12 protein-coding genes are annotated in these 11,650 nt (G+C 68.0%); 8 read left to right on the plus strand and 4 right to left on the minus strand.

The window, feature by feature from the left end; all coding sequences use genetic code 11:
• Window positions 1–54 precede the first annotated feature (54 nt).
• Genes ABD768_RS14040 through ABD768_RS14050 form a run of 3 tightly spaced genes read left to right on the plus strand, consistent with a single transcriptional unit; the run spans window position 55 to window position 3,066 of the window.
• Window positions 55–648, plus strand: a complete 594-nt coding sequence (locus tag ABD768_RS14040) for a helix-turn-helix domain-containing protein (RefSeq protein ID WP_343977150.1) — start codon at window positions 55–57, stop codon at window positions 646–648.
• A 13-nt stretch (window positions 649–661) separates the two neighbouring features.
• On the plus strand, window positions 662–1,924 hold the full coding sequence (locus ABD768_RS14045; RefSeq protein ID WP_344840822.1) for an alpha/beta fold hydrolase: 1,263 nt from the start codon (window positions 662–664) through the stop codon (window positions 1,922–1,924).
• Window positions 1,921–3,066, plus strand: coding sequence for a winged helix DNA-binding domain-containing protein (locus ABD768_RS14050; RefSeq protein WP_344840824.1), 1,146 nt, complete (start codon window positions 1,921–1,923; stop codon window positions 3,064–3,066). Before ABD768_RS14045 ends, ABD768_RS14050 begins: the two co-directional genes overlap by 4 nt.
• Before the next feature lie 27 nt (window positions 3,067–3,093).
• On the opposite strand, the gene ABD768_RS14055 is transcribed toward ABD768_RS14050, so the two are convergent.
• The 3 genes from ABD768_RS14055 to ABD768_RS14065 form a co-directional block, all read right to left on the minus strand.
• A complete protein-coding gene (locus tag ABD768_RS14055; protein WP_343977141.1) occupies window positions 3,094–3,450 on the minus strand; it encodes a VOC family protein in 357 nt (118 codons plus the stop codon).
• A gap of 57 nt (window positions 3,451–3,507) precedes the next feature.
• The gene (locus tag ABD768_RS14060; protein ID WP_344840825.1) at window positions 3,508–4,836 is read right to left on the minus strand and encodes a phosphoinositide-specific phospholipase C-related protein; all 1,329 of its coding nucleotides are present in this window, start codon (window positions 4,834–4,836) and stop codon (window positions 3,508–3,510) included.
• Between the two features lie 105 nt (window positions 4,837–4,941).
• The gene (locus ABD768_RS14065; protein ID WP_344840827.1) at window positions 4,942–5,544 is read right to left on the minus strand and encodes a dihydrofolate reductase family protein; all 603 of its coding nucleotides are present in this window, start codon (window positions 5,542–5,544) and stop codon (window positions 4,942–4,944) included.
• A 124-nt stretch (window positions 5,545–5,668) separates the two neighbouring features.
• Between ABD768_RS14065 and ABD768_RS14070 the strand changes: the two genes are divergently transcribed.
• Window positions 5,669–8,491 (plus strand): helix-turn-helix transcriptional regulator, encoded by a 2,823-nt coding sequence (locus ABD768_RS14070; RefSeq protein WP_344840829.1) that lies wholly within the window; start codon window positions 5,669–5,671, stop codon window positions 8,489–8,491.
• Here ABD768_RS14070 and ABD768_RS14075 read toward each other — a convergent pair.
• On the minus strand, window positions 8,459–9,010 hold the full coding sequence (locus ABD768_RS14075; protein WP_344840831.1) for a hypothetical protein: 552 nt from the start codon (window positions 9,008–9,010) through the stop codon (window positions 8,459–8,461). The two genes, ABD768_RS14070 and ABD768_RS14075, sit on opposite strands and share 33 nt — an antisense overlap.
• 109 nt (window positions 9,011–9,119) lie before the next feature.
• Between ABD768_RS14075 and ABD768_RS14080 the strand changes: the two genes are divergently transcribed.
• The 4 genes from ABD768_RS14080 (at window position 9,120) to ABD768_RS14095 (ending at window position 11,645) form a co-directional block, all read left to right on the plus strand.
• Window positions 9,120–9,695 carry a TetR/AcrR family transcriptional regulator gene (locus tag ABD768_RS14080; RefSeq protein ID WP_344840832.1) on the plus strand — a complete coding sequence of 192 codons (576 nt, stop codon included), beginning with the start codon at window positions 9,120–9,122 and terminating at the stop codon, window positions 9,693–9,695.
• 82 nt (window positions 9,696–9,777) lie between these two features.
• Window positions 9,778–10,590: an MBL fold metallo-hydrolase gene (locus tag ABD768_RS14085; protein WP_344840834.1), complete on the plus strand. Its 813-nt coding sequence runs from the start codon at window positions 9,778–9,780 to the stop codon at window positions 10,588–10,590.
• A gap of 4 nt (window positions 10,591–10,594) precedes the next feature.
• Window positions 10,595–11,140 carry a P-loop nucleotide/nucleoside kinase family protein gene (locus tag ABD768_RS14090; RefSeq protein ID WP_344840836.1) on the plus strand — a complete coding sequence of 182 codons (546 nt, stop codon included), beginning with the start codon at window positions 10,595–10,597 and terminating at the stop codon, window positions 11,138–11,140.
• Between the two features lie 10 nt (window positions 11,141–11,150).
• Window positions 11,151–11,645, plus strand: coding sequence for a pyridoxamine 5'-phosphate oxidase family protein (locus ABD768_RS14095; RefSeq protein WP_344840838.1), 495 nt, complete (start codon window positions 11,151–11,153; stop codon window positions 11,643–11,645).
• Window positions 11,646–11,650: the final 5 nt, after the last annotated feature.

The raw sequence follows: 11,650 nt of genomic DNA on the forward strand, positions 1-11,650 counted from the left end.
CGATAGCAAACAAACTCATACCCAGTATGTCTTTTGTCCGAGTAAGCTTTCTGTATGAGTCAACCTGGTCTGCGCGAACGCAAGAAGGTGGCGATCCGGACCCACATCTCCGACGTCGCCACCGCGCTCTTCCTCGAGCACGGCTTCGACGAGGTGTCCGTCTCCCAGATCGCCGAGGCAGCCGACGTCGCCCGCCCGACCGTCTTCGCCCACTTCCCGCGCAAAGAGGACCTGCTCTTCGACCGCTACCCCGAGGCCGAAGCCCTCGTCGTCGCGGCAGTCGCCAATCGCTCGCCCCGCACCACCGCCACCCGAGCCCTGACCACCCTCCTCGTCACTCTGGCCGAGCAAGGCCACCCGCTGTCGGCCATCAGCGCCGACTTCGCCCCCTTCTGGCGGCTGGTCACCGGCTCCCGCGCCCTCCAGGCCCGCGCCCGCGAACTCCTGGAAATGCTGGAGAACGCAATCGCCACCGCGATGGCAGCAACAGCAGTACCGGAGCCCAAGCTGACCGCGGCCCTGGTGGTGGCGGCCTACCGGACCGTGCACGTCGAGTCGATCCGCCGGATCCTGGCGGGCGAAGACGGTCCGACGGTCGCCGCCGACCACCTGGTCCGGATCCGCCGTACCCTCGCGCAACTCGACTGAGGACAATGGGCCGGTGCCCAGACTTCCAGGACTTGTCGTCACCGACCACGTGTTCACCGTGCCGCTCGACCACTCGCAGCCGGACGGGCCGACCATCGAGGTGTTGGCCCGTGAGGTCGTCGCAGCGGCCAAGGTCGACGCGGACCTTCCCTGGCTCATCTACCTGCAGGGCGGCCCGGGTGGCGCGTCACCGCGACCCATGAGCGCCAGCGGCTGGATCGGCCGCGCCGCCAAGGACTACCGGGTGCTGCTGCTCGACCAGCGCGGCACAGGTCGCAGTACCGCGGTAACAGCCCGTACGGCGTCCAGCCGAACGCCGGCGGAGCTAGCGGCGTACCTGCGGCACTTCCGCGCCGACTCGATCGTGCGGGACGCCGAACTCATCAGGGCACAGCTCAGCCCCGACAAGCCGTGGACGACGCTGGGCACGAGCTACGGCGGCTTCATCACCCTCACCTACCTGTCACTCGCCCCCGAGGGTCTCAAGACCTGCCTGATCACCGGCGGACTGCCCGGCCTCGACACGATCGCCGACGACGTCTACAGCCGGACCTATCCGCGGGTCCGCGCCAAGGTGGAGGCGTTCTACCAGCGCTATCCAGAAGACGTCGAGCGGGTACGCCGGATCGTGGATCACCTGCGCGACAACGACGTACGACTTCCCGACGGCGACCCACTGACCGTCCGGCGCTTCCAGACGCTCGGCCTCAACCTCGGCATGGGCGACTACGCCGAGACCCTGCACTGGCTGATCGACGGAGCCTGGGACGACGGCGAGCTGGGCGCTGAATTCCTCTACGGCGTGATGGAGCGGACGCAGTTCGGCACCGGCCCGCTCTTCAGCGTCCTGCACGAGAGCATCTACGGACAGGACGACCGCCCGACCAACTGGGCCGCTGACCGCCTGCGCCCGGCCGAGTTCGACGGCGACGCCGAGCACTTCCTGTTCACCGGCGAGATGATCTATCCCTGGATGTTCGACGAGATCGCGCTGCTCAAGCCGTTCAAGGAAGCCGCCGAGCTACTCGCGACAGCGACCGACTGGACTCCCCTGTACGACGTACCGAAACTGCAGGCCAATCGAGTGCCGGTCGCGGCTGCCGTCTGGCACGACGACATGTACGTCGACGCAGGGCTCTCGCTGCAGACCGCTGCTCGCGTCGGCAACCTCAAGACCTGGATCACCAACGAGTGGGAGCACGACGGCGGCCGCGCGTCCGGCGGCTCGGTCCTCGACCGGCTCCTCACCATCGCCGCAGACCTGCCGCCCGCATGAGCCCGGGTTCGCCGCTGAAGGTCAGCGCCGAGGAGCTGAACCGGGCGACGCTTGCGCGACAGTTGTTGCTCGAGCGAGAGGCCCTGGATCCGGTCGAAGGGACAAGGCGAATCGTCGCCATCCAGGCGCAGCAGGCGGCATCGCCGTACATCGCGCTCTGGAACCGGCTCACCGACTTCAAGGCGGCCGATCTCGACACGGCGTTCACCGAGGGCCAACTGGTCAAGGCGACGCTGATGCGTTTCACCTTGCATGCGGTGCATCGCGACGATCACCTGCCGCTGCACACCGCCATGCAGGCGACCTTGCGCGGTCGTCTGACGCAATCCCGCGCCGGCGGCCTGCCGCTCGGCGACGCGCACGACCTGATCCCCGGGCTACTCGAGTTCACCAAGGAGCCGCGCACCAACGCGGAGATCGAGCAGTGGCTCGGCGAGCAGGGCGATGTCCCCGGCAAGGACGTGTGGTGGGGACTCCGCAGCTTCGTCCCCGTCGTGCACGCACCGACCGGCGGCCCCTGGTCCTTCGGCCAACGCCCCCTGTACGTCGCCTCGCCACAACCTTTTCCGTACTCCGAGGAGCTGGCGGCCGAAGCGCTCGAGACGCTCGTCTGGCGCTACCTCGAAGGATTCGGCCCGGCGTCGATGGCCGACGTGGCCCAGTTCGCCTCCGTCCACCGCACCCGCGCCAAGGCTGCCATCGCGTCGCTCCTCGACAAGCTGATCGTCCTCGAAGGACCGGCCGGCGAGCAGCTGTACGACGTACCGGACGCACCACGCCCGCCGGCCAAAACGCCCGCTCCCCCACGCCTGATGGCGATGTGGGACAGCACCCTGCTCGCCTACGCGGACCGCTCGCGCATCGTGCCGACGGAGTACAAGTCCATCGTCACCCGCACCAACGGCGACGTACTGCCGACCATCCTGGTAGACGGCCACGTAGCCGGCCTCTGGCGCCCAACCCCCGCAGGCATAGAAGCCATAACCTTCCGCCGCCAACCCGCCAAGGTCTGGAAGGCCTTACGCGCCGAGGCCGAGTCCCTCACCGCGCTCCTCGCCGACCGCGACCCAGCCGTCTACTCCCGCTACAACAACTGGTGGTCCAAACTCCCCGCCGGCCACCACCGCATGCTGACCAGCTAGTCGACCTGAGCTGGTCGACTCCCCCAGCTAGTCGACGCAGAGGCAGAACGGGTGGCCGGCCGGGTCGAGGAAGACGCGGAACGTCGTACCGGGCTGGTGCTCGGGCTTGGTCGCACCGAGTTCGAGCACGGCGGCCTCGCCTGCGTCGAGGTCCTCGACCATGATGTCGTGGTGCATCTGCTGCGGCACGTCCTGGCCCGGCCATGCGGGCGCACGGTAGTCCTCGACGCGCTGGAAGCCGATGCAGTGCCCGTAGTCCGCCCGGATCTCACTCCAGCCGTCTCTGTTCTCCACCTTCCAGTCCAGGATCGCGCCGTAGAACGCGGCCAGCGCCGCAGGATCCGGGCAGTCGAGAACGACACTGGGAAACTGTCCAATAGCCATGCTCAGCACGGTACCCAGCTACCCGGACGAAGCGCGTCCGGATAGCTGGGCGCGTCATCACCAATAGGTGTTGAGGTCCGCGAGCAGGTTGCGGACGGCTCCGCCTTCGGGTTTCTGGTAGAAGTCGAGGGCTACGTAGTTGGGTTTGCGGCCGGCGGCGGGGCCGCAGATGCGGCGGATGCGGTCGGCCAGCTTGGTGCCGTTGTCGCTGCCGGCGGAGCCTTCGGACGGGATGTCGCGGTAGTGGTTCATCGAGTAGAGGCGGCGGAAGCCGGGCTCTTCCTTCGCGAGCGGGACCTCGTCCCAGCGGCTGTAGCACTGGACGTCGTTTCCGCTCGAGCCGAGCGACCAGTAGTTCTCGGCGGTCCAGTCGCGGTCGAACATCACGCCGTACGAGTCGCGCCCGGAGCGTTGCGAGAAGACCAGCAGGCGGCGGTTCTGGGCGACCAGCTCGGAGACGCGCGGCCAGCCGTTCTGCCGTACGCCGGCCTGCGCGGGATTGAGGACGCGATCCGCGAACCCGTTGACCCGGGCAACGGCCGCGCGCAGCTCCTCGACGCTCGTGTAGTCCTCGATGAACACCGTGACGATCGCGTCGCGGTTCGCGTTGAGGAAGTCGACCACGTCCTGCAGGCCCGCGGTCAGCGTCCGTTCGTTGCCCCAGCAACTGCCGTGGCACATGCGGACGTCACCCTGGTACGGGTAGGCATCGATCTGCAGCCCGCGCACTCCTTGGCTGAGCTGGTCCTTCAGACGATATGACTGGTTGGGGAACCGGCCCCAGAAACCCTCGTCCGTGTTGGCCATCGCGTTGTGCGCGGCCAGGAAGGTGACCTGGTCGAGCCGCGGGTCAGCCGGCATCGGGCGACGCGGTACGTCGATGCCGTTGAGGTACCACTCGGCGCCGGCCCCCGAGTCGGCGCTGGTGACCAGCTCGCGACCGTTCGACGGACCCGTGGCGACGACGTGCAGGTAGCCGCCGGCTGGGTCCTTGAGCCGGAAACGGCCGCCGAGGTCTTCGACATCCCAGCCAGACGCGTTGTTCGTGCAGCTGCGAAGTACCACCCTGGCCTGGTCCCGCGACAGGCACCAGGCGTGGTTGCTCTCGAGTCTGATCTTGTAGTGATCGCCATCCCGCTGCACCAGCCATTGCTGGGCGACCGAGCCGTTCGCGGGCCACTCCTGGATCTTGTGGCCTTCGTCGACTCCGCCGCCGTCCAGGTCGGCGACCCGGCCGTTCGGCACGCTGACGATGAAGACTGGCCAGCTCGGCGGCTCGGCGTCCTGCTTCGCCTCGGCCTGCGTGGAACCCAGAGCACTGGTTCCCAGGGCGCAGGCCCCGGCGAGCAGGACAGCCGTCAACAGTCGGACCGTTCGAAGAACCATCTCAGGTACCTCCGGCGTCTCGCCTGGATCCGGCTGGGCGGTGCGGATCCGAGGCGTCCCGCACACAGCGTGCCCAACCATGCGCACCCCGTCAAAACGACCCGGTCAGTCGCGCTTGCGGTCGTACAGGAGGCAGAGGGCTCCGCTGTCCGTCGGGGTCGGGTCGACGAGCGCCCAGGAGCCTCGCGTGACCGTCTCGTCGAAAAGCTGGACGCCTCCGCCAACCAGCTCCGGGCACAGCGTCACCGACAGCCGGTCGACCTCGTCCGCCGCGAGCAGCGCCTTGATCACGCTCGTGCTCGCCAGGACGACGATGTCACCGCCGCGCTGCCCACGCAGTTCCTTCACCGTCGTGACCGGGTCGCCGGTCGCAATCCGGCTGTTCTGCCAGGCGGCCTTGCGCAGCGTGGTCGAGAAGACGACCTTGTCGACCTCGTTGAGCCAGCGCGAGAACTCACGGCACTCGGCCGGCGCGGTCTCGTCGTCGGCGACGGTCGGCCAGTAGCCGCCGAAGCCTTCGTAGTTCTTCCGGCCGAGCAGCGCGGTGGTCGCCGGCCCGGTCACCCGGTTCATGTGGCTCAGCGCGACCTGGCTGACCGCATGCGGCACGACCCAGCTCTGGTCGTAGTCGCCACCGGGGCCGTTCACCCGCCCGTCCAGGGTCAAGGAGATGTTCGCTACGACGGTACGGTGCGAAGTGTCGGTCATTTCGGGCTCCTCCATCACGGGTTGTCGTTCCGATGGCTCAACCCTGGCTGTCGACCCCTGGTCCGGTCGTCACTTGATCTGATGACATCCGATCCCGATCCCTCAGGGTGCGACCATGGGCGGCATGCCGACGACAATCGTCAGTCCGGAGCTGGTCGGGCGCAGCGACGAGCTGGCCGAGATCCTGGCGGCGTACGAGAAGGCCGCCGGAGGCGAATCGGTGACGGTGCTCGTCTCGGGTGAGGCCGGCATCGGTAAATCGCGCCTGACGTCGACCGCGCTGGCGTCCTTGCCGGGCGATCCGCTCGTCCTGTCCGGCGGCTGCCTCGAGCTCGGCGCCGGTGGTACGCCGTGGGTCCCGTTCGTCGCCGTACTCCGTGACCTCCTGCGCAGTTGGGGCGCTGAGCGATTGCGGGCGGAGCTCCCGTCGGACGGTACGGCGCTGGCGGCCTGGCTTCCGGAGCTCGGATTGACGCCTGCTGACGGCGGGCAGATCCGGCTGTTCGAGGAGTTGGTGGCGCTGCTCGACCTGGCGGCGCGCGACCGGGCCGTCGTCGTACTGATCGAGGATCTGCAGTGGGCTGATGCGTCGAGTCGGGAGTTGTTCGTCTACCTGGCGCGCAACCTCGGGCCGCGGGCTGTGCTGTTGGTGGGCACGGTTCGTACTGGCGACCTGGCGGCCGCGCACCCCACTCGGCAGCTGCTCGGCGAGCTTGGGCGACGCGCCGAGATCGTCCAACTGGAGTTGCAACCGCTGAGCCGCCAGCAGGTCGGCGCGCTGCTCTCCGCGATCGAGGGCCAGCCGGCACATCCGGTGGTCAGCGCCGAGATCCACCGACGCAGCGCCGGAAACCCCTTGTTCGTGGAGGCTCTCAGAGCTTCCGGTACTTCGCCCGCCGGGCTCGCCAACCTCACCACGCTGCTACTCGACCGTGTGGCGGACCTGTCATCGGATGCTCGCCAGTTGCTGGAGACCATCGCGGTTGCCGGTGCCGAAGTGACCGACGAACTGCTGTCCGAGGTCTGCGACGGCCCGCCCGACAACGCGTTGCGCGAACTGATCGAACGCAACCAACTGATCGCTACGACCGACGGCTACGCGATCCGGCACGACCTGATCCGCGAAGCTGTCTACGGCTCACTTCTTCCCGGGCAACGGCGTCGACTCCATGCGCGCTACGCACATGTACTTGGGGATCGCACGAATCCGTCGGCAGCGCTGGCGGAGCATTGGGCAGCGGCTGGTGAACCGGCTTTGTCCCTGGCAGCGGCCTGGCAGGCAGCGGCGGTCGCTTCGCAGCAGCATGCCTACGACGAACAACTGCATTTGCTCGAACGCGTCCTGACCTTGTGGTCGGCGGCTTCTGCCGCCCACATCGAAGCCGATCGAGTCGACGTACTCCTGGCGGCGGTCGAAGCTGCCTATGCCGCGGGTCGATCGACTTCCGGCGTCGCCTACGCGACCGAGGCGCTGGCCGACCTCGATGCCTCGTCAGCGCCTGCGCAGGCAGCTCGGCTTCTCGGGCTCAGAGGGCTGCTGCGGAACCGGATCGACAACAGCGGGATCGAGGACCTGACCGCCGCTGTCGAACTCGTACCGGCCGGCGCGGACGACGTACTGCGAAGCCGCTTGCTGTCTTCACTCGCCTACTTGCACTGCATCGACGGACTGCAGTCGCGCGCCCAAGCCTGCGCCACGGAGGCCTATGAGCTCGCGCGCGGAGACGACAGCCTGCGAGCGGCGGCGCTGCTGGTGTTCGGCTGGGTCGACGACCGCAACGGCGACGTACCGTCCGCCTTGCAGCAGTACGCCGATTGCCGCGCGGCGGCGGAGGCAGGCGGCGACCACTACACCTATCTGACTGCCGTGCAATGGGCCGGCCTGACCCTCAACAAGAACGGTCATCGCGAGGAGGCGGTCGCCCTCATCGCGGCCGCGCAACAGTCAGCCGAACGCTGGGGGCTCGGTCGCGCCCGAGGCAGCATGCTCGCTCAGAACCGTGCCTACGCGTTGTTCTACCTCGGCCGCTGGGACGAGGCCCTCGACGTCGTCGACGACGCCCTCGCGGACGGCCCACCGCCGCGCCACGACGCGGCTCTGCGATTCCTCGTCGCCCAGATCGCCTGCAGGCGTGGAGATCTCGACTATGCCGGCGAGTTGATCAGCATCGCTTCGGACACCTTCGGCGAGCGCCGGCCGGCCGCCTTCGAGCACTTCTTCACCAGCCTGCGAGTGCTCGTTCTGGCCGGCCAGGGTGACCTCGACGCCGCCGAGAAGGTCCTCGCCGACCACTTCGACAAGGTCCTCGCGAGCACCGACGTCCTGTACTACGAAACGGCATGGGTACTCCTCGTCGGCGTCTACTTCGAGCGGCTCTCCCGCTCCCATCGCAGACAACCCGCCACGCGGCTGCCCGAAGTACGGGCTCTACTGGCCGACGGCGAATCCCGCTGGCCGACGGTCGCCGCCGCCCTCCGCACCGCCGAGGCGGCCGAATCCAACACTCTCAAGTCCTGGGATGCTGCCGTGGCTGCGTGGCGCGCCCTCTCCGAGCCCTACGAACTCGCGATGACCCTCACCGCCGCCGCCTCGGCAGCCCTTGCCACCAGCAACAAACCTGGCGCCCGCCTCCGCCTGACCGAAGCCCAGGCGCTGGCCACCGACCTCTCCGCCACTCCCCTGCTGACGGAGATCGCCGCCCTGACCACTCGCGCCGGGCTGGCCGAGGCTCCCGTCGTGGCCAACGCGTACGGCCTGACCGCGCGAGAACTCGTCGTTCTGAAGGTCCTTGCCCGCGGCCTGTCCAACGCCGAGATCGCCCGCGAACTCTTCGTCTCCTCCAACACCGTCGCCACCCACGTCGCCCGGATCCTGCGCAAGCTCTCCGTCACGACGCGCACCGAGGCAGTCGCGTCAGCGCACGGCAGCGGGCTGTTGACGACCTAGCCGGATCGCCGAGACGAGGAAGAAGATTCCACCGAGTACGGCGTATCCGGCGATGTTGGTCAGCTTCGGGTCGTCCACGGAAGCGCCGGCGACGAACGAGAGCCCTGCCAGGATGGAGATTCCACCGCTCAGCATCATCGGCCACTGGCCACCCAGCTTGCGACGGCCGGCGCCGACGATCAACTGGATCAACCCGGAGACGACCGCCCAGGCACCCCACACGCGCAGTACCGCCGGTACGCCGGAAGCGCCGGCGACCGCCAGACCGATCGCGGCCAGCAGGCTGATCGCGATGTTGATGTAGAGCCCGCGGGTCGGGCCGGTGGTGCGGATGTCGACTACTGCTGCCGCGACATCGAACAAGGGGTAGACGACGATCAACGCGACGCCGAGCGGGCCGAGGCCGGACTTGGTGGCGAACATCAGTCCGGCCCAGACGATGGCGAACGCGAAGCGTCCGAAGTACAGGCGGCGCAAGGCCGGGGCGATCCCGGCGGTGGTGGCTTCGATCGTGGTCATTGGGGTGAGCCTTTCAAAAGAGACCGAACGTTCTACCTCCCTCAACCATGGGTGACGGTCGGCTCCTTGTCAAGACAGAACGTTCTACCTATCTGCTACGCTCGGTCAGATGGTGAAGGTTTCCGAAGCACGTCTGCGCCTGCTCGACACCGCGACGCGGGTCTTCTACACCGAGGGCATCCACTCCGTCGGCATCGATCGCATCGTCGCCGAGGCCTCGGTCACCCGCGCGACCCTCTACCGCCACTTCACCGGCAAGGAAGAACTGGTCGTCGCCTACCTGGAGGGCGCGGCTCAACTCGAGCGCGACCAGCTCAACCAGGCCATCGCCGGCGCCGACTCAGCCGCCGACAGCATCCGCGCCGTAGCCAAATCAATCACCACCACCATCACCTCCGACGGCTTCCGCGGCTGCGCCTTCCTCAACGCCGCCGCCGAATACCCAGACCCCGACCACCCCGTCCACCAAGCAGTCCTGACCCACCGCGCCTGGTTCGCCACCACCATCGCGACTCTCTTCACCGACCTGGGCGACGCCGACCCCCACCCCCCAGCGCGCCACTTCATCATGCTCCGAGACGGAGCCATGTCCGCCGGCTGCCTCGGCAACCCCACCGAGGTCTGCAACACCTTCCTCCAAGGAGTGGAAGGCCTACTCACCTACCGAACAGCCCAACCCCGCTGACCCTGCGGCACTCTGCCAGCTGCCCGGCGGACGCCCTACCGTGGGATGAGGCGCATCCCCGGCGATGAGGTGAGGGATCAGCATGCGGATCGGTGACATCGACATCCACCCGCTCACCGACGGAACCTTCCGCGCCTCACCGGCGTACTTCGGTGAGCATGTTCGACCCGACGGGCACGAGGACCTCTTCCAGCAGCGGGACGGAATGGCCTGGTTGCCCATCGGGTCGTTCCTGGTCCGTACCGGCGAACGCGTGATCCTCGTCGACGCCGGCATGGGTCCTGCGCTGAACGACACGGACCCGCGCCGGCTCCTGGTCGGTGGCCAACTCCCGCTCGGCCTGCGAGCGATCGGGGTCGCGCCCGCCGACATCACCGACGTCGTCTGCACGCATCTGCATTCGGACCACTGCGGCTGGCTTTTCGACTTCGACGCAGTACCGGTCTTCCCGAACGCCACCATCTGGTTCGGTACCGCCGACTGGACCCATTTCGTCGACGGCCCGCAGGCCCGCATGGCCGAGCACCTCCGGCAAGGCCTCCGTACCGCCGCCGAAACCGGCGACCACCTCAACCTGCTCACCCAGGACACCACCATCGCGCCCGGCCTCACCCTGATCATGACCGCAGGCCATACGCCCGGCCATCTCTGCGTCATCATCTCGTCCGGCGACCGGCGCGCCCTGCTCCTCGGCGACGCGATCATCTGCCCGGTCCAGCTCGACGAGCCGACCTGGAGCTCGCTGGGCGACGTCGACCCCGCGCTCGCCCAGACGGTCCGCGACCGCCTGTTCCGCGAACTCGAAGACCCACGAACCGTCGGCGTCGGCGCCCACTTCCCCGAGCTCGCCTTCGGCCGCGTCCTCACCGGAGAAGGCCGTCGCTGGTACACCTGACTGCATGCCCGCAACCGTCTACCTGATCGTCGGCCTCCCAGGCGCCGGCAAAACAACCCACGCCAGACACCTGGAACTCACCGCCCCGGCCCTGCGCCTCACCCCCGACGAATGGCAGATCGCCCTCTTCGGCGACGAGAACCCAGAAGACAAACGCGACCTGGTCGAAGGCAAACTCATCCAGCTAGCCATGCGAGCCGCCCAACTCGGCACCGACGTCGTCCTCGACTTCGGCTTCTGGAGCCAAGCCGAGCGCTCCTCCCTCCGCTGGATCGCCTCCACCGTCGGCGCCCACAGCCAAGTCATCTACCTCCCGATAACCCCCACCGAACAACGCCGCCGCGTAACCCACCGCTTCGCCACCACCCCCGACCAGACGTTCCAGATGACCGACGCAGAGCTCGAGCACTGGAGCACCCTGTTCGAGACGCCGGACGACGAAGAGCTTCTGGGTACCGACCTCCCGCCCGCCCCCTCCGGCTACCCAACCTGGTCGACCTGGGCCTCCCAACGCTGGCCATCCCTACCCGACCAGTACGTGGCCCCATAGGATCCGACCCGTGGATGATCCGAATCTGGTGACCTGGCTGGGAGATCTGCAGGACGCGTCGTTCAGCAAAGGCGGGGCCGTACGCACGGCATACCCACCGGAACGACGGCTGACCGGGGCGCAACTGGCTGTCTATCTGGACCGCCGGAGCTATGCGCTCGCCTCCACCACCCGAGCCGACGGCCGGGCCCACGCCGCCCCGACGCTCTTCACGACCTATGCAGAGTCCTTCTGGCTCCCCACCCTGGGCAACGCGATCCGCGTCCGCAACGTACAAGCCAATCCCTGGCTGGCCCTCTCAGTCCTGGAAGGCGAACACGAAACCCACGCCGCCGTCCTCACCGAAGGCCCCGCCGAGGTCCTCACCGAAGCCCCTCCCGAAGTCATCGCCCTCACCAACCAACGCAACAAAGGCGGCACCCTCGACTGGGCAACAGCCTGGCTCCGCATGACCCCCCACCGCCTCTTCAGCTTCGCCGAACACGCTTGGCGGGAAGCCCCCTAGCGCAA

This window comes from Kribbella ginsengisoli (genome assembly GCF_039537185.1).
Taxonomy (GTDB): domain Bacteria; phylum Actinomycetota; class Actinomycetes; order Propionibacteriales; family Kribbellaceae; genus Kribbella; species Kribbella koreensis.